A 22,379-nucleotide genomic window follows, 5' to 3' on the forward strand; every position below is an offset into this window, starting at 1 on the left:
CTCTCTTGCTCTTCGCTCTTCGCTCTTCGCTCTTCGCTCGTCGCTTATTCAATTCCCCACGCTCCCCCAAGCGGAGAAGCAAGTACAAAAACTGGAGCAGGAGCGATTCCCGCCTTCGCGGGAATGACGACAAGGATCAAAAGCCGACGCCCTTCCCGCGACCAAACAAAAACCCCGCCTATGCGGGGTTTCCTGTTTACCTCAGTCAGCCTTTCCCGACTTTCTGACCTCGGCACTACCTACCGGGTTACGTGGATCGCTGCCGCCACTGAGTACATTGCTGCGGCGGTCCCACTCAACCGTCTGCAGGTTGCCCCAGACGTGGCTGGAACCGCGACCGCCTTCGGCCGAGTCGCCCGGCAGTTCGACCTTGTGGCCCATCGCCTGCAGCTGCTTCGCCACTTCCGGCGAGAACGCACCGGTCTCAGCCGAAATTTCATCCGGCAACCACTGGTGGTGATAGCGCGGCAAGGCAGCCACCTGCTGTGCGTCCAGGCCGGCGTCATAGCCGAGGATGCCGAGCAGGACCATGGTAATGATGCGGCTGCCACCGGGCGTGCCAATCACCACGACCTTGTCGTCGTTTTCCATGAAGGTCGGCGTCATCGAGCTGAGCATGCGCTTGCCCTTGGCCGGTGCGTTGGCCGCATACCCCATCACACCGAAGGCATTGGGCGTACCCGGCTTCAGCGCGAAGTCGTCCATCTCGTTGTTCAGCAGCACACCGGTGCCGGCCGGGATCAGGCCCGAGCCGTACAGCAGGTTCACCGTCTGGGTACCGCCAACGCGGTTGCCTTCGCTGTCGATGATCGAGAAATGGGTGGTCTCATCATCTTCCAGCGGCGTCGGGTTGCCCGACAGCAGGTCGCTGGGCGTGGCCTTTTCCGGGTGGATGGTCGCGCGCAGGCCCTGCGCATAATCGCGACTGGTCAGCACCTTCTGCGGGATATCAACAAAGTCGGGATCGCCGAGGAAGAAGGTACGATCACGATAGGCGCGACGCATCGCCTCCACCACCAGATGGGTGCTGTGTGCCGGATCCATCTTGTTCAGATCCCAGGGCTCGAGGATCTGCAGCATCGAGGCCAGCGCGATACCGCCGGACGACGGCGGCGAGGCCGTGGTGATCTTCCAACCACGGTAGTTGAACACGATCGGCTCGCGGGTCTTGACCGTATAGCCAGCCAGTTCCTCGGCAGTCCAGCGGCCGCCAGCCTGCTTCACGCCAGCCAGCAGCTTGCGCCCGGTCTCACCTCGATAGAAACCGTCAAAACCATTGGCAGCCAGCAGCTGCAGCGTATGCGCCAGCTCTGGCTGCTTGAAGATGTCGCCCTCGGCGATCGGCTTGCCATTGCGTAGGTAGACCTCACGGGTACCCGGGTAACGGTCCATCACTTCGCGGCGGGTGGCGTAACCACGTGCCATGCGTGCATACACCGGGAAACCATCGGTGGCGACACGGATTGCCGGTGCCAGCGAATCGCTCAGCGGCAACTTGCCATGCTCACGCGCCAGTTTCACCAGCGCCGCCGGCAGGCCCGGGATACCGGCCGACCACGGACCATTGACCGAGCGGTCACGGTCCAGATTGCCGTTCTTGTCCAGGAACTGTTCCGGCGTTGCGGATTCGGGCGAGGTCTCGCGCGCATCCAGCATCACGTCCTTGCCGGTCTTGGCGTCGTGCAGCAGGAAGAACCCGCCGCCACCCAGTCCCGAGCTGATCGGCTCGACCACGGCCAGGGTGGAGGATACGGCCACCGCGGCATCGAACGCATTGCCGCCCTTGCCGAGGATTTCCATACCAGCTTGCGTCGCCAGACTATGGCCGCTGGCGATTGCGGCGCCATCGGGATGTGCGGCGCGGGCCGGTGCGGTATCGGCTGCCCACGCAACCGGTGACAACACCAGTGCGAACAGCAGCAGGGAACGGGCAACGAGTTTCATGCCGTTGGATTCTCCGATTGGTAAAACTCAGGGTGATCGCGTTGCAGGCCGGCCAGTTTGGCCAGCAGCTGATCCTCGGTTTCGACGATCTCGGGGTCCGGGTCGATGCATTCGACCGGGCACACCACCACGCATTGCGGCTCATCGAAATGACCGACACATTCGGTGCAACGGGCCGGATCGATCACGTAGATCGTCTCGCCCATTGCGATGGCCTGGTTTGGACAGGCCGGCTCACAGACGTCGCAGTTGACGCAGAGCTCATTGATTTTCAAAGACATTGTTGCGGTGTTCCCGTCGGAGCGGGGCTTGCAACCGGCGCCTGCCGGTTCATCGGTCCTGCTGTTCATGACCTGCCAAGGGCAGCGCCGACAGTTAGCTTACCGGATACTGGTTTTGCCGGGGTTGGGGTGACGGCAATGCCGCCGCCCCACACCGTTCCGCCCGTGGGGATGCTGCCGCTTGGCAACCTCCAGATTGGGCAGGTTTACTGTGGCTCAAACCAGAGCCGCAGCACAGCCAGAGCGATCTCCGCCTGCGCGGGGATGCGCACTGGCAAAGGCGGGGTCGCTACGCGGCCCCGCGCCAGTGCGTCACTTGGCTTCGACGAAGACGTAGTCGGCGCCGGTCGGCTTGACGATGGTCTGCACACGGGCGTTGTCAGCGGCGTCGCCGATGAACACCACGCGCACACCCTTCATCGAATCAGCCTGCACGTCCTTGAAGCTGGTCTCGATCAGGTCGGCCATCTTGGCCGAAGCCGACGAACCGAAAGCCAGCATGTTGCCCGACTGGACGCCACGGCCGACTGCGCCGGTAGCGCTCTCAGCCTGGCGGTCGTACTTGGCAGCAAATTCCGGATCCGATTCCGGCGGCAGGTAGTACAGGAACGGGCTGGCGGTGATGTTGCCCATGTTCTGCACGGCAACCGCCTGCAGGTACTTCTTCCAACCTGCGTCGTCATCCTTGGCCGGGGCGACCAGCGCCTGCTGCGCTTCGACTACCGGTGCTTCTTCTTTCTTGCAGGCGGTTACAGCCAGCGCCATCGAGGCGGCAAGCAGCACGCGCATCGTGTTCTTCATGATCGTTCTCCCGTTGAAAAGTGGTGTTACTGAAAGGATTTACTGCCCGCGCGCTTCGCGGGCCTTGCGCAACGCTTCAAGCACAGTGGCCGGCACGAAGCCGGAAACATCCCCACCCAAACGGGCGATTTCACGCACCAGCGAGGAGGAAATGAAACTGTGCTGCTCGGAGGGGGTGAGGAACAGCGTCTCCACCTCCGGAATCAAATGCCGGTTCATGCTCGCCATCTGGAATTCATACTCAAAATCGGACACCGCGCGCAGACCGCGCAGCAGCACCCCGCCGTGCACCGAGCGCACGAAATGGGCCAGCAAGGTGTCGAAGCCAACCACTTCCACGTTGTCGTGGTGCTGCAGGGCCTCCACCGCCAATGCTACGCGCAGTTCCAGCGGCAGCGTCGGGCCCTTGGCCGGGCTCTGTGCCACGCCGACCACCACCTTCTCGAACAGCGGCGCGGCACGGTTCACCAGATCGATATGACCATTGGTGATCGGGTCGAAAGTGCCCGGGTATACGGCGATGCGGCGATTGGCTGAGGTCATGCGGGTTCGGTCGCGTTCATGTCGCCGCGAAGTGTAGCAGCGGCCCGGCGATAGAGGGCATAGGCCACCTCGCGGGTACTGCCCTCGCGGCGCAACTGCCATTCCGTCGGCAACTGCAGCGCCGCGCCTACCGGCGCTTCCACGTACAGCCAGGCATCTTCAGCCAGGTGCCGGGGCAGGCGCTCGATCACCTGATCCCACAAACCGGCGGCAAAGGGAGGGTCCAGAAACACCAGATCGGCCTGCGCGGGTGGTGCGTTGCCCAGCCATTGCAGGGCATCGCCGGCAATTACCTCAACCTGTGCCCCCGCCCCCAGCTTCCCGACCACACCTCGCAGGGCCGCCACCAACTGCGGATCACGCTCCACCAGTTGCGCTGAGGTAGCACCTCGCGACACCGCCTCGAGGCCAAGCGCGCCGCTGCCGGCAAACAGGTCCAGAACCCGCGCGCCAGGCAACTTGGGCATCAGCCAGTTGAACAGGGTTTCGCGCACCCGGTCACTGGTCGGCCGCAGGCCCGGCAATTCAGGAACCTGCAACCGGGTGTTGCGCCAGCGCCCGCCGACGATGCGCACCTGCCCGCTGCCGGCGGCTGGCGTCTTGCCACGGACCGGACTCATCTGGCCCACACCGGCAAAACCAAGGACAAAACGTGGCAAATCAAATACATCGGCGACCTGAATTCAACAGCTCTGAGAACTGCAGATGATAGACCAGCACCCACCCCGGCAGCGCCCACCTTGAAATCGGCCCATTCACCCTTACCCAAGCTGCAGTCACCGCGCAGCTGCGCGACCTAATCAGCAACGGAGCACCCCGACCGATGACCGACCAGAATCACAAGGAAACCCGCGGTTTCCAGACCGAGGTGAAGCAGCTGCTACACCTGATGATCCACTCGCTGTACTCGAACAAGGAAATTTTCCTGCGCGAGTTGGTGTCCAATGCCGCCGACGCCGCCGACAAGCTGCGTTTCGAAGCGCTGACCCAGCCAGAGCTGCTCGAAGGCGGCGCGCCGCTGCGCATCCGCATCGAGGCCGACCCGGCCGCACGCACCCTGACCATCGACGACAACGGCATCGGCCTGAGCCGCGATGAGGCCATCGCCCATCTCGGCACCATCGCCAAGTCCGGCACCGCAGAGTTCCTGAAGAACCTGTCCGGCGACCAGAAGAAAGACTCCAACCTGATCGGTCAGTTCGGCGTGGGCTTCTATTCGGCCTTCATCGTGGCCGACCAGGTCGACGTCTACAGCCGTCGCGCCGGCCTGCCGGCCAGCGAAGGCGTGCATTGGTCGTCCAAGGGCGAAGGCGAATTCGAGGTCGAGACCATCGACAAGCCCGAGCGCGGCACCCGCATCGTGCTGCACCTGAAGGAAGGCGAAGACAGCTATACCGACGGCTGGCAACTGCGCAGCCTGATCAAGAAGTACTCCGACCATATCGGTCTGCCGATCGAGCTGCAGAAAGAGCACCACGGCGAGGAAGCCGACAAGCCGGCCACCCCGGAATGGGAAACCGTCAACCGCGCCAATGCGCTGTGGACCCGTGCCAAGTCCGAGGTCAAGGACGAGGAATACAAGGAGTTCTACAAGCACATCGCGCACGACCCGACCGACCCGCTGGCCTGGACCCATAACAAGGTCGAAGGCAAGCTGGAGTACACCTCGCTGCTGTACACCCCGGGTCGCGCACCATACGACCTGTATCACCGCGACGCGCCCAAGGGCCTGAAGCTCTATGTGCAGCGCGTTTTCATCATGGACCAGGCCGAGCAGTTCCTGCCGCTGTACCTGCGCTTCATCAAGGGCGTGGTCGATTCCAACGACCTGCCGCTCAATGTGTCGCGCGAAATCCTGCAGTCCGGCCCGGTGATCGACTCGATGAAGTCGGCGCTGACCAAGCGTTCGCTGGACATGCTGGAGAAGCTGGCCAAGGACAAGCCGGAAGAATACGCAGGCTTCTGGAAGAACTTCGGCCAGGTGCTGAAGGAAGGCCCGGCCGAGGACTACGGCAACCGCGAGAAGGTCGCCGGCCTGCTGCGCTTCGCCTCCACCCACGACGCCAGCGGCGAGCAGAGCGTTGCCCTGGCCGATTACGTCGGCCGCATGATCGAAGGCCAGGACAAGATCTATTACCTGACCGGCGAAAGCTTCCAGCAGGTCAAGGACAGCCCGCACCTTGAGGTGTTCCGCAAGAAGGGCATCGAAGTGCTGCTGATGACCGATCGCATCGACGAGTGGCTGATGAGCTACCTCACCGAATTCGACGGCAAGTCCTTCGCCGACATCGCCCGCGGCGATCTCGACCTGGGCAAGCTTGAGACCGAGGAAGACAAGAAGGCACAGGAAGAAGTTGCCAAGACCAAGGAGGGCTTGGCCGCGCGCCTGAAGACCGTACTTGGCGAAGAAGTTGCCGAAGTGCGCGTCTCGCACCGCCTGACCGACTCGCCGGCCATCCTGGCCATCGGCGAACAGGACCTGGGCCTGCAGATGCGCCAGATCCTGGAAGCCAGCGGCCAGAAGGTGCCGGACAGCAAGCCGGTATTCGAGTTCAACCCGGCCCACCCTCTGATCGAAAAGCTCGATGCCGAGCCGGACATGGACCGCTTCAACGATCTGGCACACGTACTGTTCGACCAGGCCGCATTGGCAGCAGGCGACAGCCTGAAGGACCCGGCCGGCTATGTGCGCCGCTTGAACAAGCTGCTGCTCGAGCTGTCGGCCTGAGTGTAGTGCCGAGCCATGCTCGGCAGAGGCCTTCCCGGTAACGCCAAAAAGCTCCCCTCACCCCAACCCCTCTCCCGTGAACGGGAGAGGGGCTTCAAGCAACAGCCCTTGCGCCAACAGCCCTTGCGCTGCCCGCAACGTCGGTCGCCCAACCGCCAGTGGTAACATAGACATCTGATTTCAGGCCTTTTTCCTCCATGTTCAGCTTCTTTCGCCGCAAAAAGACCGACGACGCCCAACAGCCCGCAAAGCCGTCCACGCTGAGTGTTGAGGAACTGGCCGCCGCCTTCCCGCAGGCACCGTCGGCGCAAGCGCCGCTACCGGCAGAATCCACTCAGACTGAAACCGCGCAAGCGCCGATCGAAGCTCCGGTCACTACTCAAACGTCGGTAGATCCTGCGACCGAAGCCGCAACAACACCCGCGCCAGTTGTGGAACAAGCTGCTGTAGTCGAAGCAGCCCCTGTTGCAGCACCACTCGAACTCGAAGCACCGGCTGCTGTCGAAGCGCCCTCCCCTGCAGTCCTTGAAATCGCACCGCAGGCGATTGAGCCTGTTGCTGCTCCTGTTGTTCCAGTTGCAGTACCGGCTCCCACTCCGGCTGTAGCCGAAGTCATCGCCCCAAGCTCCCCCGATTCAGACGCAGCACTGATTCCCGTCGATGCAGCCCCCGCAGCACCGGCCGGCAAACTCGGCTGGCGTGATCGCCTGCGCAACAGCAGCTTCGCGCGCAGCTTCGGCGGTCTGTTCTCACGCAACCCCAAGCTCGACGACGACCTGCTCGACGAGATTGAAACCGCGCTGATCACTGCCGACGTCGGCATGCCGGCCACCACGGCACTGGTCGAAGACCTGCGCAAGCGCATGAAGTCGCGCGAGTTCGCAGATGCCAACGCACTGCTGGCCGCACTGCGCGCCGACCTGATCGCGATGTTGGAGCCGGTCGCCAAACCGCTGGTCATCGACACCAATGCCAAGCCCTTCGTGATCCTCACCGTTGGCGTCAACGGCGTAGGCAAGACCACTACCATCGGCAAGCTGGCCAAGCGCTTCAAGGATCAGGGCCATAGCCTGATGCTGGCCGCGGGCGACACCTTCCGTGCCGCCGCTGTCGCCCAGTTGCAGATCTGGGGCGAGCGTAATGGTGTGGCCGTGGTCGCCCAAGGCCAGAACGCCGATGCCGCTTCGGTCGCATTCGACGCACTGCAGGCAGGTAAGGCGCGCGGCACCAGCGTGTTGATCGCCGATACCGCCGGCCGCCTGCACACCCAGACCGGGCTGATGAACGAGCTGAGCAAGATCCGCCGCGTGCTCGGCAAAATCGACGACACCGCGCCGCACGAAGTGCTGATGGTGATCGACGGCACCACCGGCCAGAACGCGCTGTCGCAGCTGCGCCAGTTTCATGCTGCTGCCGGCGTCACCGGCCTGGTCGTAACCAAGCTGGACGGTACCGCCAAAGGCGGCGTGGTGTTTGCGCTGGCCCGCGAGTTCGGCATTCCGATTCGTTTTGCCGGCATCGGCGAGCGCCCGGAAGATCTGCGCGTGTTTGATGCCGAAGCCTTCGTCGACGCGCTGCTACCGCAGGCGCTGGGCAGCAACTGATCTGAGCCCCTCTCCCGTTTACGGGAGAGGGGTGGGGGTGAGGGGAAGCTTCTAGCCAGGTAAAGTCAAAAGCTCCCCTAATCCGCCCCTTCGGCGCATCTTCTCCCGCAAGCGGGAGAAAGCAACAGCTGCAATCGCCAGCCTTCGCGAGCCCATGCCCAACTTCCCCAGCCAACTCCTCACCTGGTTCGACCAGCACGGCCGTCACGATCTGCCATGGCAGCATCCGCGTTCGCCGTACCGGGTATGGCTGTCGGAGATCATGCTGCAGCAGACCCAGGTCGCCACCGCAACGCCTTATTTCCAACGCTTCGTGCAGTCGTTCCCAACGCTGCGCGATCTGGCCGCCACCGACAACGACACCTTGATGGCGCACTGGGCCGGTCTTGGCTACTACGCCCGTGCCCGCAATCTGCATGCAGCAGCCAAGCAATGCGTCGAGCTGCATGACGGAGAATTGCCGCGTGATTTCGATGCCCTGCTCGCCCTGCCCGGCATCGGCCGCAGCACCGCCGGTGCAATCCTCAGCCAGGCCTGGAACGACCCGTTTGCGATCCTTGATGGCAACGTCAAACGTGTCTTGACCCGCTACCACGGCATCACTGGTTTCCCCGGTCTGCCAGTTATCGAAAAACAGCTCTGGGCGCAGGCCGAAGCCCACGTCGCGCAGGTGCCGGCCGGGCGCATGGCCGATTACACCCAGGCGCAGATGGATTTCGGCGCAACCCTTTGCACCCGGGCAAAGCCGGCATGCATCCTGTGTCCACTGCAGAGTAGTTGTGCCGCACATGCGCAGGGCCTGGTTGATTCACTGCCAACACCGAAGCCCAGCAAAGTGTTGCCTGAGCGCGAAGCTACTGCCTTGCTACTGGAAGATGCGGACGGCCGCATCCTGCTGTTGAAGCGCCCTCCAACCGGCATCTGGGCCTCGCTGTGGACCTTGCCGCAGGCCGATACCGACAGCGCGCTGCGCGATTGGTTCGCTGCCAGCATCAAAGGCAACTACGACAACTCCAACGAACTCCCGCTGATCGTGCATACCTTCAGCCATTACCGCCTGCATCTGCAGCCGCTGCACCTGCGCAAGGTCGCGCTCAAATCCAAGGTCGGCGACAATGCCGATCTACGCTGGGTAGCGCGTGACGAACTGGCCACACTTGGCCTGCCCGCCCCCATCCGCAAACTGCTGGAACGTCATCCGGCGCACTGATTCGACAGGACTTCACCATGCCCCGCTCCGTCTTCTGCCAATACGAACAACGCGAAACCGAGGGTCTGGATTTCGTGCCCTACCCCGGCGAGCTGGGTCAGCGCATTTTCGCCAATATCGGCAAACCGGCCTGGGCCACATGGCTGGCGCACCAGACCATGCTGATCAACGAGAACCGACTGTCACCACGCGACCCCAAGCACCGCGCCTTCCTTGAGGAAGAGTTGGTGAAGTTCCTGTTCTCTGGTGGCGCGGAAAAGCCTGCGGGCTACGTCGCGCCGGAAGCGGAATAAAACCGGACGCCTGTAGTGCCGAACCATGCTCGGCAGGGGCTTCATGCACGGGCTAACCGTCGCCGGTAAGGCCCCTGCTGAGCATGGCTCGGCTTGGGCTGTGAAACGTTGCTGGGAAAGCCCCTGCCGAGCATGGCTCGGCACTACAGATGGTGCTTCAATCCGTCTCGGTGCCCTGATCTGCAGCACGTTCGGAAATTTTTGCTTCGCGCAGCTGTTTCTCCGATGCGCGCAGCGTCTTCACGTCCAGCGGCTGGATGCTTTCAATCCGGCACGGCACATGGGCCATCGGGCCACTGCCATGCACGATCACGCGGTCAAAGCGCGCCGACACCTGACCCATCATATTGGTAATGCTGATCGCCGGGGCGAATGACAGATCCATACATGGCCCGCTGAGGTTCAACAGCCAGGCTTCGCTGGGTTTGGTCCACACCGCCAAGGCGCTGTCGCCCAGCTCGGTCCAACCATTGAGCGAACCAAAGTATCTGAAGCTCTTAACCGGCTCACCGGCGTGCGCACGATAAAGATCCAGACGCTCGGCGCTGGTCAATTTCCCGGTCGTCGCACAGCCGCCCAGAACGGCGGCCAGCATCATCGCAACAAACACTTTTTTCATGGCAGCAATCCTCATTGAAGGAAACAACCCGACTCCATGACTACAGTGAGCACTTGCCGGAACATGGTAGCCCCATGGCAGCCACGGGACCATCACCGCTTATCGCAGATCAGACGCCGCTGCTGGCCAGCTCGTGCAGGCGGCCTTGACGCAGTTCCAACACGCGATCCAGCTTGCGCGCCAAACTGCGGTCATGGGTGACCAGAACCAAACTGGTGCGATGCACGCGATTCAACTCCAGCATCAGATCAAACACGGTTGCGGCGGTCTTGTCGTCCAGATTGCCGGTTGGCTCGTCGCCAAGCACGCAGCCCGGCTGATTGACCAGGGCGCGCGCAACCGCGGTGCGCTGGCGCTCGCCGCCGGACAACTCGCCCGGCTTGTGATCCAGGCGATGGCCAAGCCCTACCGATTCCAGCAGCGCCTTGGCGCGTGCGCTCGCGCCGGCCGGATCGCTGCCGCCCAGCATCACCGGAATCATCACGTTCTCCAGCGCGGTGAACTCCGGCAGCAGATGATGAAACTGATAGACGAAGCCAAGCGAACTGTTGCGCAGCTTGCCGCGCGCCGCATCGGACAGCGCCGACATGCGCTGGCCGGCGACATAGACCTCACCGGCGGTCGGAATATCCAAGCCGCCCAGCAAGTGCAACAAGGTGCTCTTGCCCGCGCCTGAGGCACCGACGATAGCTACGGTTTCGCCAGCGGCGACATTCAAATCCAGGCCGTCGAACACCGGCGTGTGCATCTTGCCTTCGGCGTAGGTCTTGCCCAGGCCTTCGGCGCGGATTACCGATTCCATCAATGCGTTCTCATTCATAGCGCAGCGCCTCGGCCGGCTGGGTGCGGGCTGCGCGCCACGCCGGGTAGATGGTTGCGGCAAAGCTCATCAGCAGCGCCACCACGGTGATCACCACGATGTCGGCAGTCTGCATGTCGGTCGGCAGGCCGGTGATGTAGTACACATCCTCTGGCAGCAACTTGATGTTGAAGATGGTCTCGATCAAGCCGAGGATGCGCTCCAGATTGAGGGTCAAGGTGATACCGCTGATCACGCCGACTATGGTCCCGAACACACCGATCAAGGTGCCTTGCACCATGAACACCTGCATCACTCCGCCCGGCGTCAGGCCAAGCGTGCGCAGGATGGCGATATCGGCCTGTTTGTCGGTGACCAGCATCACCTGCGAGGACACCAGATTGAACGCCCCCATCGCTACGATCAGCGACAACAGGATGCCCATCACCGTCTTTTCCATGCGCAGCGAGTGGTAGAGGTTGGCGTTCTCCTGGGTCCAGTCACTCACCCGGTAATAGCCGTTGAGGTTGACCGCCAGATCGCGGGCGACGGTATAGGCCTGGTCCATGTCGTGCATTTTTAGGCGCACGCCGGTGACACCGTCCATGCGCAGCACGCGCTCCATGTCCTGCATGTTGGTGAAGGCAACGCCGCGATCCACTTCATTGGAGCCGGCCTCGAAGATGCCGCTGACCTTGAAGCGCTTGACCCGCGGCATGGCGCCCATCGGCGTGCCCTGTACTTCGGCCAGCGTCGCTACAACGCTGTCGCCCACGTCCACGCCCAACCAGATCGCCAGCTCCTTGCCGACCACCATGTTGAATTCGCCGGGCTGCAGGCTGTCCAGTTTGCCCTTTGTCATCTTCTCGGCCAGCACCGAGACCTTGGACTCCTGTGCCGGATCAACGCCTTGGATGATCGCCCCCTGCACCCGCAGGCCGCTCAACATACCCTGGATCTCGATATACGGTGCGGCGCCGGCTACACGTGGGTCCTTGGTCGCCACGTCCACCGCATGCTGCCAATTGGCCATCGGCTCGCCATCGGCGCTGACCGTGGCGTGGGCGGACATCTGCAGCAGGCGGTCGCGGATCTCCTTCTGGAAGCCGCTCATCACCGCCAAGGTGGTGATCAGCACCATCACCCCGAGCGCGATGCCGAGGATGGAAGCCATGGAAATAAAGGAAATGAAGCCGTTGCGACGCTTGGCGCGCAGATAGCGCAATCCGATTGCGACAGGTAAGGGTTTGAACATGCGTGTCTGCCCGTGAACTGATGGCTATGGTGCCATTCCCGGCGGCTGGCGGGAAACGCCATGCGCCTTCACGGCCAGTCGCAGTTCACGTCGCAGGGCCCGTGGCAGCGTATCGGGCCAGAACAGCAGCTGTTGGCGGCGCTTGTCCAGCCGCCAACGCAGTACCAGCAATGGGCCGCGCTCGAACAGTTCGATCTGCTCCACGGGCTCGGCGTCTATACAGGGCGGACCTGGCGGCGGCGGTATGAGTATGTTCCGGCACGGCTTACGCGCCTCGGCGCGCGCCTGCAGCAGCCCCCAGCCGAGCACGCACGCGGCCAAGGGCCAAGCGTAGCCCGGCTCCAATCTGCAGTTCACTATCGAAATGGCGGCGAGTAGCGCCAGACCCGCCAACGCGCCACTCAACCAGAGCGACGGGCGGCACTCATACCGGAAGGGAGCGGATGTAGCTGATAAGTTGCGCCTGCGCCGCATCCGGACAGACCTCGTAGCCCATGGACCAGCGCCACAACTTATCGTCTTCGGTCTCCAACAACTGCAGGAAAACCTCGCGCTCGGCGGCAGGTGCTTGCAGCCAGCGGCGGTCAAGATAGCGGCCGAACAGCTGATCGAGCTCGCGCATGCCACGCCGGCAGCGCCAGCGCAGCTTCTTCAACAGGATTTCGTCTTCAGTCTGCATGGCTATGAGCTCAAGCCCCTCTCCCGTTGGCGGGAGAGGGGTTGGGGTGAGGGCAGCTCCTGGAGTAATTCATCCAGAGCGCCACTCAAAGTTCAGCAAGGGCAACTTCAAAAGCCCCCTCATCCGCCCCTGCGGGGCACCTTCTCCCGCAGGCGGGAGAAGAGACATCAACAGCGCTGGGAACCCGACCATCTTTCGCCGGCCCCATCGTTCTCCCGCAGGCGGGAGAGCGAAAAGCCGCAACACAGCAGCGTTGCTCCGGCTTGCGCCGGAGCAACCGCGCCTTACGCGCGGCGCGCCATCATCAACTTTTTGATCTCGGCGATTGCCAGTGCCGGGTTCAAGCCCTTCGGGCAGGTACGCGCGCAGTTCATGATGGTGTGGCAACGGTACAGCTTGAACGGATCTTCCAGATCGTCCAGGCGTGCGCCGGTGTCTTCATCGCGCGAATCGATGATCCAGCGGTAAGCCTGCAGCAGGATCGCCGGGCCCAGGTAACGCTCGCCGTTCCACCAGTAGCTCGGGCAGCTGGTCGAGCAGCACGCGCACAGGATGCACTCGTACAGACCGTCCAGCTTCTTGCGATCTTCCGGCGACTGCAGGCGTTCACGGTCTGCCGGCGCCGGGGTCTGGGTGCGGATCCACGGCTTGATCGAGGCGTACTGCGCGTAGAAGTGGGTCAGATCCGGAACCAGATCCTTGACCACGTCCATGTGCGGCAGCGGGTAGATCGGCACTTCGGCCTTGCCGCAATCGGCAATGGCACGGGTGCAGGCCAGGGTGTTGGTGCCGTCGATGTTCATCGCGCACGAACCGCAGATACCCTCGCGGCAGGAGCGACGGAAGGTCAGGGTCGGATCAATCTCGTTCTTGATCTTGATCAGCGCGTCCAGAACCATCGGGCCGCACGCATCGAGATCGATCTCGTAGGTGTCGGTACGCGGATTCTGGTCGTCGTCGGGGCTCCAGCGGTAGATCTTGAAGGTGCGAGTATTCTTCGCGCCGCCCTTGGCGGGGAAGTGCCTGCCCTTGGTCAACCGGGAGTTCTTCGGAAGTGCAAATTCAGCCATGTTCGTAAGTTCCCGGATCAGTAGACGCGCGGCTTCGGCGGCACCACGGACACGTCATCGCTGAGCGTGTACATGTGCACCGGGCGGTAATCGAAGCTGCACTTGCCCTTGTCGTCGACAGTGACCAGCGTGTGCTTCTGCCAGTTGACGTCGTCGCGGTCCGGGTAATCTTCGTGCGCGTGGGCGCCACGGCTTTCCTTGCGCTGCTCGGCCGAGTTGATGGTCGCCACTGCGTTGAGCAGCAGGTTGTTCAGCTCGTAGGTTTCGATCAGGTCCGAGTTCCAGACCAGCGAACGGTCGGAAACCTTGACGTCCTGGAACGAATCGAACACTTCCGCCATCTTCTGGCAGCCCTCTTCCAGCGTCTTGCTGGTGCGGAACACCGCTGCATCGTTCTGCATGGTGCGCTGCATGTTGTCGCGGATGACCGAGGTCGGCGTATCGCCATTGGCGTGACGCAGCTTGTCGAGCAGGCCCAGGGCCTTGTCGCAGGCGTCCGACGGCAGGGTCTTGTGGGCAGCGCCCGGCTTGATCGTCTCGGCGCAGCGGTTGGCCACGGCGCGGCCGAACACCACCAGGTCGAGCAGCGAGTTCGAGCCCAGACGGTTGGCACCGTGCACGGACACGCAGGCCGCTTCGCCGATGGCGTACAGGCCCGGCACCACTGCATCGGGGTTGTCGCCGACCTTGCGCACCACTTCACCGTGGTAGTTGGTCGGGATGCCGCCCATGTTGTAGTGGACGGTCGGGATGACCGGGATCGGCTGCTTGTGCACGTCCACGCCCGCAAAGATGCGTGCGCTTTCGGCGATACCCGGCAGCTTGTCGTCGATCACGCCCGGGCCAAGATGGGTCAGGTCGAGCAGGATGTGATCCTTGTGCTCGCCGACGCCGCGGCCTTCGCGGATTTCGATGGTCATCGAACGCGACACCACGTCACGCGATGCCAGATCCTTGTAATGCGGTGCGTAGCGCTCCATGAAGCGCTCGCCATTGCTGTTGCGCAGAATACCGCCCTCGCCTCGCACACCTTCGGTGATCAGGCAGCCGGCGCCATAGATGCCGGTCGGGTGGAACTGCACGAACTCCATGTCCTGCAGCGGCAGGCCGGCACGGGCCACCAGACCACCGCCGTCACCGGTACAGGTGTGCGCCGAGGTGGCGCTGAAGTAGGCACGGCCGTAGCCGCCGGTTGCCAGCACCACGCCCTGCGAACGGAACAGGTGCAGGGTGCCTTCGGCCATGTCCAGGGCGAGCACGCCGCGGCAGACGCCTTCGTCGTCGAAAATCAGGTCGAGTGCGAAGTACTCGATCATGAACTGCGCATCGTGCGCCAGCGACTGCTGGTACAAGGTGTGCAGGATGGCGTGGCCGGTACGGTCGGCGGCGGCGCAGGTACGCTGCGCGGACGGGCCTTCACCGTACTTGGTGGTCATGCCACCGAACGGACGCTGGTAGATCTTGCCTTCTTCGGTACGCGAGAACGGAACGCCGTAGTGCTCCAGCTCGATGATGGCCGGGATGGCTTCACGGCACATGTACTCGATGGCGTCCTGGTCGCCCAGCCAATCCGAACCCTTGATGGTGTCGAAGAAGTGGTAGCGCCAGTCGTCCTCACCCATGTTGCCGAGCGCGGCGGAAATGCCGCCCTGCGCTGCCACGGTGTGCGAGCGGGTCGGGAAGACCTTGGTGATGCAGACCGTCTGCAGGCCCTTCTGGGCCAGACCAAACGTTGCACGCAGGCCAGCGCCACCGGCGCCGACGACGACCATATCGACCTTGTGTTCAGTGATGTTGTAAGCGGACATGTATCAGTTCCCAAACGCGATGCGGGCAACCGCAAAGATGCTGACGATGGCGCCGAGCACGGCGACGAACTTGACCGTGGTCTGCAGGGCCAGGGCCATCAGCGAGTTGTGGATGTAGTCCTCCAGGACTACCTGCAGGCCAAGCTGGGCGTGCCAGAACATGGCGACCAGGAAGCCACCCAGCAGGATCGCGTTCCACGGCTTGGCAATGGTTTCCACAGCGGTGACGTAATCGGCGCCCATCAGGCTCAGCACCAGGCACAGGAACCAGATGGTCAGTGCGACCAGGGCGGTTGCGGTCAGGCGCTGGTGGACGAAGTGCTCGGTACCGGACTTGGCGCTGCCAAGGCCACGCGCATTCTTCAACGGGGTGCGGTACTTGCTCATGCGGCAGCTCCCATGCAGACGTAAGCCCAGATCAGCGCGGTCAGCACCAGCGAGGCAATCACCGACACCCAGCTGCTGCGGATGAAGGTAGCCTTGGCGTAGCCGATGGCGAAGTCCTGCACGATATGGCGGATGCCATTGCACAGGTGGTAGGCGAAGCACCAGGTCCAACCGAACAGGATCACCTTGCCGTACCAAGCGCTGGCGTGGGTGGTGAAGCAGTTCCAGGACTCAGGCCCCATCATCAGGGCGAACAAGCCGCCCGCAATGATCAGGGAACCGACAGTCAGAATGATGCCGGTTACTCGATGCAGGATCGAGGTGGCCATCTGGATCTGCCAGCGATACACCTGCAGGTGCGGAGAGAGGGGGCGGGGTCTGTTCGCCATTCGCTGACTCGTATCTCGGCTGGGCGGCTCAATGCCGCGTTGGCTCAACGCTGCTCAGAAATCTATGCAGCGCCCGTTTTTCTCCCAATCGCCATACCGCACCGGATCAAGTCCGCCGCGGCCGCCTATTTCCTGAGGCACCGGCGTGACCTCGGGAAGCGGCTGCTTCTCGGGGCCCAACGGGGCTTCAGCTTCGGGCTCGGGAGTGGGGGTTGTTTGGCCTATCATTGGTGGTCTCGCAACGCACAAATTTTAGTCCTCAGTCACGTGTCTGACAACCTCGCCCCTGCTTTCACCGGTTTCCGCACACTTTCCAAGGCTCAGATCGTGAGCCTTGCGGGAGCTGATGCGGTCGCTTTCGCCCAAGCCCAGTTCGCCAATGACGTGCCCTCGCTGGCCGACGGTCATTGGCAATGGAGCGCCTGGCTGACCGCCAAAGGCCGCGTGCTGTCTATCTTTCAGCTGGTACGGGTAGACGCGCAGACCCTGCTGCTGATCTGCCACGACGGCGGTGCCGAGGCCATGGCCGAACAACTGCGCCGCTTTGTATTCCGCCGCAAGGTCGTCATCAGCCATGCCAGCGTGCTGGCAGTGAATGCCGCGCTGGAAACGCCCAGCCAGGCGCGTGGCGCGCAAATAGCGCAGCTCGCCAACGGCGTCATCGAACTGGATGCGGGCAGCGCAACGGTGCCGCGCACGCTGCAGATCCGCGATGTGGCCGCTGCCATCGACGACAGCGCTGAATTGGCATGGCGTCAATCCGACCTTCGTTTCGGCCTGCCCCGGCTTGAAGACGCACAGCGCGAGCAATGGACGCCGCAGCAGCTCGGACTGGATCGCTTGAACGCCTACAGCGTCAAGAAGGGTTGCTATCCGGGCCAGGAAATCGTTGCCCGTACCCACTTCCTGGGCAAGGCCAAGCGCTCGCTGGCGCTATTGGAATGCGCATCACTCGCAAATTCCGCTGACGCGGTCCAGCACGGCGACAGCAACATCGGCAGCATCGCCTGTGTGGCAGGCGCATTGGCGCTTGCAGTGCTGCCACTTGAGTTGCCGGAAGGTCCGCTCAAGGTAAATGGCGAGACCGCCAGCATCCAGCCGCTGCTGGAAGGCTTGGCCCGCTAGAACCTGTAGTGCCGAGCCATGCTCGGCAAGGGGCGTTACCAGCGAAAAGCTGCCCTCACCCCAACCCCTCTCCCGTGAACGGGAGAGGGGCTAGAGCGGTAGTGCCGAGCCATGCTCGGCAAGGAGCGTTGTCGGCAGACCTTCTGCCGAGCATGGCTCGGCACTACCGGTCAGGCTCCGGTTTCGATGCGACTGCCATTGGCCGCTTCGAAAAAGTGCAGCTTCGCTGCATTCACTTCAACTGCAATCTCCTGCCCAACCTGCGGCAGCTGCTGCGGCGGCACCCGCATGATCAGCGCCTGCTCGCCATAGCGTAGATTGACGAAAATCTCGTTGCCTACCGGCTCCAAGCCCTCAATGCGTGCATTGAACGCTGCCGCGCCGCTGCCCGGCTGTAGATGCTCAGGGCGCGCGCCAACCACCAGCGGCTTGCCAAACCACTCAGCACCTAGCGACACAGCGCCGAGCGCCACTTCAGCGCCCTCGTCCAGCTGCAGCACCGCCGAACCTGCTTCATCACGCTGCAGTTGCCCACGCAACATATTCATCGCCGGACTGCCAAGAAAACCCGCAACAAACAGATTGACCGGCCTGTCATACAAGGCCATCGGCGTATCGATCTGCTGGATGACGCCTTCGTTGAGCACAACGATGCGCTGCCCCAGCGTCATCGCCTCGACCTGGTCATGGGTGACGTAGATCATCGTCGTGCCCAGCTTGCGATGCAGCTGCGCGATCTCGGTACGCACCGAATGACGCAGCTTTGCATCCAGATTGGACAGCGGCTCATCCAGCAGGAACACCGCCGGCTCGCGTACCAGCGCACGCCCCAGCGCCACGCGTTGCCGCTGACCGCCCGACATCGCACGCGGCAACTTGTCCAGCATCGTGGTCAGACCCAATGAGTCAGCCGCCTCCCGCACGCGACGCTGCACTTCGGCCTTGTCATGCCCGCGCAGCTTCAGGCCAAAGCCCAGATTCTCAGCCACAGTCATATGCGGGTAGAGCGCGTAGTTCTGGAACACCATGGCGATATCCCGATCTTTCGGCGCAACGTCATTGACCACCCGTTCGTCGATACGCAGGCTGCCAGCGCTGATCTCCTCAAGCCCGGCCACCATTCGCAGCAGTGTGGACTTGCCACAACCCGACGGCCCCACCAACACCATCAACTCGCCATCGGCAATATCGAAACTGGCCCCGGCCACGGCGACCTGACCGTTGTCATACACCTTGCGCACACCGTCGAATTGAACCTTGGCCATCATTACCTCGTTGCGAGTCGAAACCTGGAGCAGCGGAACACTTGCGTTACAGCAAGAGAACAGTTTCCTGCAATCGTATACATCCGAAACATTGTGCACGGTAAGCATATTCATATGGCACCATCGCAGTCGCCCTTACATGGCACCTGCGCTCCGCTGCACGGACCTGCTTCCGCCCTCGCGGCATGCTGCATTGCACAAGCCCAGGTTGCCCACGCCCGCCCCCTCGCGCCGATGGACGCGGACGTCCCAACCACGGCGCAGGCCTTGAAGACGAACAATTGACAACGATGTCATCCGCACCCGAAACTCGTGCAATGCACGACACCCTCTTCCTGTTCGGTGCCACAGGCGATCTGGCCCAGCGTTATCTGTTCCCGTCCCTGCTACGCCTGCTCGGCGACGGCCTACTTCCTGAAGATTTCCGTGTGCGTGCGCTGGCCTTGTCACCGCATGACACCGAGAAATTCCGCGACATCCTGCGTCCGCGTCTGGAAGCAGCCATGCCGCATGCCAGCCAGGAGGACATCAGCAACCTGCTCAGCCGCATCGACTACCGCTCGGTGGACCTGCGCAATGCAGAGTCGGTCGCCGAGGCGGTCAAGGATCTGGTGCACCGCAAGTGCGTCAGCTATCTGGCGATCCCGCCAGGCCTGTACATCTCCACCTGCGAAGGCCTGGCATTGGGCGGCGCCCTGGCTGCACCGAACCGCCTGATGCTGGAGAAGCCGATCGGCTCGGACAGCGACAGCGCCGAGGAGATCCTGCAGTCGATCGGCAAGCTGATCGACGAAGACCGCGTGTTCCGCCTGGACCATTACCTGGGCAAGGCAGCGGTGCAGAACCTGATGGCGCTGCGCTTCGGCAACACCTTGCTGGAAGCGGTGTGGAACCGTAACTACATCGCCTCGGTGCACATCCTGGTTGCCGAAAGCGACGGCGTGGATGGCCGTGACTCTTATTACTCACGCTCCGGCGCCCTGCGCGACATGGTCCAGAGCCATATCCTGCAGCTGCTGTGCCTGGTGGCAATGGAACCGCCGGCATCGATGGAAGCCGACCGCATCCGCGACGAGAAGGTCAAGGTGCTGCGCGCCCTGCGTCCACTCGACGCCAAGCACGCGGCCAAGGACAGTGTGCGCGGCCGTTACACCGCCGGCACCATCAATGGCCAGCCGGCGCAGGCCTACCAACCGCCGGAAGGCAGCGAGGCCGAAACCTTTGTCGGCGTCACCGCGCATATCGACAACTGGCGCTGGGCCGGCGTGCCATTCCATCTGGTTACCGGCAAGCGCCTGCCCGAGCGCACCACCCGCATCGAGGTCAACCTCAAGCCGGTGACGCATTGGCTGTTCGAGCGCCCCGACCGCAAGAGCGCTACCCCCAACCGCCTGACCTTCCAGCTGCAGCCGCAGGAGAACATCCAGCTCGGCTTGATGAGCTCGCTGGCCGGTCCGGAATGGGGCGCGCTGGAACTGCAGCCGCTGGAGCTGGAACTGTCGGTTCCCACCGGCCTGCACCGTCGCATCGCCTACGAACGTCTGTTCCTGGACGCGTTCAACGGCAACCACGCACTGTTCGTGCGCGATGACGAAGTGCGCGCCGCCTGGGCCTGGATCGACAGCATCAGCGATGCTTGGAAGGCCGCCGACCTGCCGATGGAACCCTACCCGGCCGGTGGTTGGGGCCCGCAGTTGGCACAGGACTTCCTGCCCGAATCCATAGCCGCCGAAGCAGGCCCGGAGCAGGGGCTGTGAGCCCCAGCACCGACCTGGTACTGGTAGCGGACATTGGTGGCACCAACGCGCGCTTCGCGCTGGCCGACCGCTCCGCTGCCATCCCACTGGATCAGGGCAGCATCGACGAATACCCGGTGGCGCAGTTCGCGTCGCTGGCCGATGCCGCCGCGCACTACCTGCAGCAACGTGGTGCGAGTGCCAGCAGCGGCGTGTTCGCGGTAGCTGGCCGGGTCGATGGTGACGAAGCACGCATCACCAATCACCCGTGGGTGATCTCGCGTTCGCGCACCGCCGAACAGCTCGGCTTCGAGCAGCTGCATCTGATCAACGACTTCGTCGCCCAGGCAATGTCCATTGCCCTGCTCGGCGTCGACGATGTCGTGCAGGTCGGCGGCGCCGGCTGGCAACCCGCAGCCGAGGGCGAATCGCGCAACTACTGCGTGCTCGGCCCCGGCACCGGCCTGGGCGTTGGCGGACTGGTGGTGCGCGATGGCCGCAACTACCCACTGGCCACCGAGGGCGGCCATGCCAGCTTTGCACCGAACTCACCCGAACAGATCCGCATCCTGGAAATCCTTTCGGCGCAGTTTGGCCGGGTTTCCAACGAACGTCTGGTCTGCGGCCCCGGCCTTGTCAACATCCATCGTGCCATCTGTGAGATTGCCGGTACCGATCCGGGCCTGCTGCAACCGGCCGAGGTCAGCGCCCGTGCTGCCGAAGGTGATGCACTGGCCAGCCGTGCAGTTGAAGTATTCCTGGAAATCTTCGGCGCCGTCGCCGGTGACGCAGTACTGGTGCAGGGCGCTTGGGACGGCGTGTTCCTGACCGGCGGCCTGGTACCGCGCCTGCTGCAGCAGCTGCAGCATTCCGGCTTCCGCCAACGATTTGAAAGCAAGGGACGCTTCTCCGCGACGATGTCGCAGATCCCTTCAATGGCCATCACCCATCCCTGCCCCGGCCTGCTGGGTGCCACTGCTTATGCGCTGGACATGCAGCGCGCCAATTCTGGAGTGACCGCATGAACGCCGCTGTTTCCGACCGCATCACACTTGTCCGCCATGCTGACGAAGAGGCCTGGACCGAAGGTGTCGCCAAGGAAATGGCAGCGCTGCTGAGCGCGGAAATCGAGCAGCGCGGACGCGCCCGCATGCTGCTGTCCGGCGGTACGACGCCGGCCCCCATCTACGAACTATTGTCTGACCAGGGTCTGGAGTGGGCGCGGGTTGAGGTTGGCCTGGCCGACGAACGCTGGCTCTCGCCGCAGGACAAGGACAGCAATGCGTGGCTGGTACGCGACAGCTTCCTGCGCCATGCCGAGGGTGCGCATTTTGATCCGTTGGTACGCGTTGGCCTGCCCATCGCCGAATGCGTGCACACCGCCAACCTGCTTGCCACCCATTCGCAGCCGGCCTGTCTGGTGGTGCTGGGGATGGGCAATGATGGCCATACCGCCTCGCTGTTCCCCGGCTCTCCCGACCTGCCGCAGGTGCTGCAGAGCAAGCACCCTTATGCAGCATTGGATGCCACCGGCTGCCCGGTCGCCAAGCACTGGTCCTTGCGCATCACCTTGACCCCGCATGGACTGGCACTGGCCAACCAGCGCCTGCTGCTGCTGCGCGGCAAGCAGAAGCTGGAGGTGCTCGAAGCCGCACTTGCATCCGGCGACGTGCATACCTACCCGATCCTTGCTGCGATCAATGCGCCCGGCAACAAGCTGCGCGTGCATTGGTGCCCTTGAGCGGGGAGTCGCGCATCGGGAACACGGAATGGACCTCGCCCGCCGCTCGCATGAGCTGCCGGCGGAACGTTTCGAAGCACCAGAACCCGAAGTCCACCGCTC

24 protein-coding genes are annotated in these 22,379 nt (G+C 63.2%); 8 read left to right on the forward strand and 16 right to left on the reverse strand.

Annotation, left to right across the window (positions count from 1 at the left end):
• Window positions 1-201 precede the first annotated feature (201 nt).
• From ggt to rsmD, 5 genes are all read right to left on the reverse strand, one after another.
• Window positions 202-1,944 carry a gamma-glutamyltransferase gene (gene ggt, locus ACVOK8_RS11665; RefSeq protein ID WP_481566947.1) on the reverse strand — a complete coding sequence of 581 codons (1,743 nt, stop codon included), beginning with the start codon at window positions 1,942-1,944 and terminating at the stop codon, window positions 202-204.
• Complete coding sequence (locus ACVOK8_RS11670; RefSeq protein WP_481510864.1) at window positions 1,941-2,225, reverse strand: YfhL family 4Fe-4S dicluster ferredoxin; 285 nt, start codon at window positions 2,223-2,225, stop codon at window positions 1,941-1,943. Before ACVOK8_RS11670 ends, ggt begins: the two co-directional genes overlap by 4 nt.
• A 312-nt stretch (window positions 2,226-2,537) precedes the next feature.
• Window positions 2,538-3,026 carry a hypothetical protein gene (locus ACVOK8_RS11675; protein WP_481566948.1) on the reverse strand — a complete coding sequence of 163 codons (489 nt, stop codon included), beginning with the start codon at window positions 3,024-3,026 and terminating at the stop codon, window positions 2,538-2,540.
• A 39-nt stretch (window positions 3,027-3,065) separates the two neighbouring features.
• Entirely contained in the window at window positions 3,066-3,569 is a 504-nt protein-coding gene (gene coaD, locus ACVOK8_RS11680; protein ID WP_481513533.1) for a pantetheine-phosphate adenylyltransferase, read from the reverse strand.
• Window positions 3,566-4,189: a 16S rRNA (guanine(966)-N(2))-methyltransferase RsmD gene (gene rsmD / locus ACVOK8_RS11685; RefSeq protein WP_481566949.1), complete on the reverse strand. Its 624-nt coding sequence runs from the start codon at window positions 4,187-4,189 to the stop codon at window positions 3,566-3,568. Before rsmD ends, coaD begins: the two co-directional genes overlap by 4 nt.
• A gap of 203 nt (window positions 4,190-4,392) precedes the next feature.
• Between rsmD and htpG the strand changes: the two genes are divergently transcribed.
• The 4 genes from htpG to ACVOK8_RS11705 all read left to right on the forward strand — a co-directional run bounded on the left by htpG (window position 4,393) and on the right by ACVOK8_RS11705 (window position 9,404).
• Window positions 4,393-6,297, forward strand: coding sequence for a molecular chaperone HtpG (gene htpG / locus ACVOK8_RS11690; protein WP_481566950.1), 1,905 nt, complete (start codon window positions 4,393-4,395; stop codon window positions 6,295-6,297).
• Between the two features lie 197 nt (window positions 6,298-6,494).
• Window positions 6,495-7,901 (forward strand): signal recognition particle-docking protein FtsY, encoded by a 1,407-nt coding sequence (ftsY, locus tag ACVOK8_RS11695; RefSeq protein WP_481566951.1) that lies wholly within the window; start codon window positions 6,495-6,497, stop codon window positions 7,899-7,901.
• 154 nt (window positions 7,902-8,055) lie between these two features.
• Window positions 8,056-9,111, forward strand: coding sequence for an A/G-specific adenine glycosylase (gene mutY, locus ACVOK8_RS11700; RefSeq protein ID WP_481566952.1), 1,056 nt, complete (start codon window positions 8,056-8,058; stop codon window positions 9,109-9,111).
• 17 nt (window positions 9,112-9,128) lie between these two features.
• On the forward strand, window positions 9,129-9,404 hold the full coding sequence (locus ACVOK8_RS11705) for an oxidative damage protection protein (RefSeq protein WP_481513528.1): 276 nt from the start codon (window positions 9,129-9,131) through the stop codon (window positions 9,402-9,404).
• A gap of 157 nt (window positions 9,405-9,561) precedes the next feature.
• Here the strand turns inward: ACVOK8_RS11705 and ACVOK8_RS11710 are convergent, their stop codons facing one another.
• The 10 genes from ACVOK8_RS11710 to ACVOK8_RS11755 all read right to left on the reverse strand — a co-directional run bounded on the left by ACVOK8_RS11710 (window position 9,562) and on the right by ACVOK8_RS11755 (window position 16,638).
• Window positions 9,562-10,023 carry a DUF6491 family protein gene (locus ACVOK8_RS11710; RefSeq protein WP_481566953.1) on the reverse strand — a complete coding sequence of 154 codons (462 nt, stop codon included), beginning with the start codon at window positions 10,021-10,023 and terminating at the stop codon, window positions 9,562-9,564.
• Between the two features lie 109 nt (window positions 10,024-10,132).
• Window positions 10,133-10,843, reverse strand: a complete 711-nt coding sequence (gene lolD / locus ACVOK8_RS11715; RefSeq protein WP_481535360.1) for a lipoprotein-releasing ABC transporter ATP-binding protein LolD — start codon at window positions 10,841-10,843, stop codon at window positions 10,133-10,135.
• Window positions 10,836-12,077, reverse strand: coding sequence for a lipoprotein-releasing ABC transporter permease subunit (locus tag ACVOK8_RS11720; RefSeq protein ID WP_481566954.1), 1,242 nt, complete (start codon window positions 12,075-12,077; stop codon window positions 10,836-10,838). Before ACVOK8_RS11720 ends, lolD begins: the two co-directional genes overlap by 8 nt.
• A gap of 24 nt (window positions 12,078-12,101) precedes the next feature.
• The gene (locus ACVOK8_RS11725) at window positions 12,102-12,281 is read right to left on the reverse strand and encodes a hypothetical protein (protein WP_481566955.1); all 180 of its coding nucleotides are present in this window, start codon (window positions 12,279-12,281) and stop codon (window positions 12,102-12,104) included.
• Window positions 12,282-12,501: 220 nt separating this feature from the next.
• Entirely contained in the window at window positions 12,502-12,756 is a 255-nt protein-coding gene (locus ACVOK8_RS11730; protein WP_481566956.1) for an FAD assembly factor SdhE, read from the reverse strand.
• 284 nt (window positions 12,757-13,040) lie between these two features.
• Window positions 13,041-13,826 carry a succinate dehydrogenase iron-sulfur subunit gene (locus ACVOK8_RS11735; protein WP_481566957.1) on the reverse strand — a complete coding sequence of 262 codons (786 nt, stop codon included), beginning with the start codon at window positions 13,824-13,826 and terminating at the stop codon, window positions 13,041-13,043.
• A 17-nt stretch (window positions 13,827-13,843) separates the two neighbouring features.
• A complete protein-coding gene (gene sdhA, locus ACVOK8_RS11740; RefSeq protein WP_481566958.1) occupies window positions 13,844-15,634 on the reverse strand; it encodes a succinate dehydrogenase flavoprotein subunit in 1,791 nt (596 codons plus the stop codon).
• A 3-nt stretch (window positions 15,635-15,637) separates the two neighbouring features.
• A complete protein-coding gene (gene sdhD, locus ACVOK8_RS11745) occupies window positions 15,638-16,021 on the reverse strand; it encodes a succinate dehydrogenase, hydrophobic membrane anchor protein (RefSeq protein ID WP_282268787.1) in 384 nt (127 codons plus the stop codon).
• Window positions 16,018-16,410 (reverse strand): succinate dehydrogenase, cytochrome b556 subunit, encoded by a 393-nt coding sequence (sdhC, locus tag ACVOK8_RS11750; protein ID WP_282268784.1) that lies wholly within the window; start codon window positions 16,408-16,410, stop codon window positions 16,018-16,020. Before sdhC ends, sdhD begins: the two co-directional genes overlap by 4 nt.
• A 54-nt stretch (window positions 16,411-16,464) precedes the next feature.
• The gene (locus ACVOK8_RS11755) at window positions 16,465-16,638 is read right to left on the reverse strand and encodes a DUF1674 domain-containing protein (protein WP_303746729.1); all 174 of its coding nucleotides are present in this window, start codon (window positions 16,636-16,638) and stop codon (window positions 16,465-16,467) included.
• Between the two features lie 39 nt (window positions 16,639-16,677).
• Here ACVOK8_RS11755 and ygfZ point away from each other — a divergent pair, with 39 nt between their 5' ends.
• Complete coding sequence (gene ygfZ / locus ACVOK8_RS11760; RefSeq protein WP_481566959.1) at window positions 16,678-17,535, forward strand: CAF17-like 4Fe-4S cluster assembly/insertion protein YgfZ; 858 nt, start codon at window positions 16,678-16,680, stop codon at window positions 17,533-17,535.
• 170 nt (window positions 17,536-17,705) lie between these two features.
• Here ygfZ and ACVOK8_RS11765 read toward each other — a convergent pair whose 3' ends face one another.
• Complete coding sequence (locus ACVOK8_RS11765; RefSeq protein ID WP_481566960.1) at window positions 17,706-18,800, reverse strand: ABC transporter ATP-binding protein; 1,095 nt, start codon at window positions 18,798-18,800, stop codon at window positions 17,706-17,708.
• Between the two features lie 185 nt (window positions 18,801-18,985).
• On the opposite strand from ACVOK8_RS11765, the gene zwf reads away from it, so the two are divergent.
• From zwf to pgl, 3 genes are read left to right on the forward strand one after another with little or no spacing between them, the layout of a single operon-like run.
• Window positions 18,986-20,557, forward strand: coding sequence for a glucose-6-phosphate dehydrogenase (zwf, locus tag ACVOK8_RS11770; protein WP_481566961.1), 1,572 nt, complete (start codon window positions 18,986-18,988; stop codon window positions 20,555-20,557).
• Window positions 20,554-21,561, forward strand: a complete 1,008-nt coding sequence (gene glk / locus ACVOK8_RS11775) for a glucokinase (protein ID WP_481566962.1) — start codon at window positions 20,554-20,556, stop codon at window positions 21,559-21,561. The genes zwf and glk overlap by 4 nt, the downstream gene beginning before the upstream one ends.
• Window positions 21,558-22,277, forward strand: a complete 720-nt coding sequence (gene pgl, locus ACVOK8_RS11780) for a 6-phosphogluconolactonase (RefSeq protein ID WP_481530661.1) — start codon at window positions 21,558-21,560, stop codon at window positions 22,275-22,277. Before glk ends, pgl begins: the two co-directional genes overlap by 4 nt.
• The last annotated feature ends 102 nt before the right edge of the window (window positions 22,278-22,379 follow it).

This window comes from Stenotrophomonas sp. STEN083, assembly GCF_056759195.1.

What these genes read in the sequence shown, in the direction of transcription:
- ggt (WP_481566947.1), bottom strand. Translation starts at nt 1,944, where the DNA reads ATGAAACTCGTTGCCCGTTCCCTGCTGCTGTTCGCACTGGTGTTGTCA.
- ACVOK8_RS11670 (WP_481510864.1), bottom strand. Translation starts at nt 2,225, where the DNA reads ATGTCTTTGAAAATCAATGAGCTCTGCGTCAACTGCGACGTCTGTGAG.
- ACVOK8_RS11675 (WP_481566948.1), bottom strand. Translation starts at nt 3,026, where the DNA reads ATGAAGAACACGATGCGCGTGCTGCTTGCCGCCTCGATGGCGCTGGCT.
- coaD (WP_481513533.1), bottom strand. Translation starts at nt 3,569, where the DNA reads ATGACCTCAGCCAATCGCCGCATCGCCGTATACCCGGGCACTTTCGAC.
- rsmD (WP_481566949.1), bottom strand. Translation starts at nt 4,189, where the DNA reads ATGAGTCCGGTCCGTGGCAAGACGCCAGCCGCCGGCAGCGGGCAGGTG.
- htpG (WP_481566950.1), top strand. Translation starts at nt 4,393, where the DNA reads ATGACCGACCAGAATCACAAGGAAACCCGCGGTTTCCAGACCGAGGTG.
- ftsY (WP_481566951.1), top strand. Translation starts at nt 6,495, where the DNA reads ATGTTCAGCTTCTTTCGCCGCAAAAAGACCGACGACGCCCAACAGCCC.
- mutY (WP_481566952.1), top strand. Translation starts at nt 8,056, where the DNA reads ATGCCCAACTTCCCCAGCCAACTCCTCACCTGGTTCGACCAGCACGGC.
- ACVOK8_RS11705 (WP_481513528.1), top strand. Translation starts at nt 9,129, where the DNA reads ATGCCCCGCTCCGTCTTCTGCCAATACGAACAACGCGAAACCGAGGGT.
- ACVOK8_RS11710 (WP_481566953.1), bottom strand. Translation starts at nt 10,023, where the DNA reads ATGAAAAAAGTGTTTGTTGCGATGATGCTGGCCGCCGTTCTGGGCGGC.
- lolD (WP_481535360.1), bottom strand. Translation starts at nt 10,843, where the DNA reads ATGAATGAGAACGCATTGATGGAATCGGTAATCCGCGCCGAAGGCCTG.
- ACVOK8_RS11720 (WP_481566954.1), bottom strand. Translation starts at nt 12,077, where the DNA reads ATGTTCAAACCCTTACCTGTCGCAATCGGATTGCGCTATCTGCGCGCC.
- ACVOK8_RS11730 (WP_481566956.1), bottom strand. Translation starts at nt 12,756, where the DNA reads ATGCAGACTGAAGACGAAATCCTGTTGAAGAAGCTGCGCTGGCGCTGC.
- ACVOK8_RS11735 (WP_481566957.1), bottom strand. Translation starts at nt 13,826, where the DNA reads ATGGCTGAATTTGCACTTCCGAAGAACTCCCGGTTGACCAAGGGCAGG.
- sdhA (WP_481566958.1), bottom strand. Translation starts at nt 15,634, where the DNA reads ATGTCCGCTTACAACATCACTGAACACAAGGTCGATATGGTCGTCGTC.
- sdhD (WP_282268787.1), bottom strand. Translation starts at nt 16,021, where the DNA reads ATGAGCAAGTACCGCACCCCGTTGAAGAATGCGCGTGGCCTTGGCAGC.
- sdhC (WP_282268784.1), bottom strand. Translation starts at nt 16,410, where the DNA reads ATGGCGAACAGACCCCGCCCCCTCTCTCCGCACCTGCAGGTGTATCGC.
- ACVOK8_RS11755 (WP_303746729.1), bottom strand. Translation starts at nt 16,638, where the DNA reads ATGATAGGCCAAACAACCCCCACTCCCGAGCCCGAAGCTGAAGCCCCG.
- ACVOK8_RS11765 (WP_481566960.1), bottom strand. Translation starts at nt 18,800, where the DNA reads ATGGCCAAGGTTCAATTCGACGGTGTGCGCAAGGTGTATGACAACGGT.
- zwf (WP_481566961.1), top strand. Translation starts at nt 18,986, where the DNA reads ATGCTGCATTGCACAAGCCCAGGTTGCCCACGCCCGCCCCCTCGCGCC.
- pgl (WP_481530661.1), top strand. Translation starts at nt 21,558, where the DNA reads ATGAACGCCGCTGTTTCCGACCGCATCACACTTGTCCGCCATGCTGAC.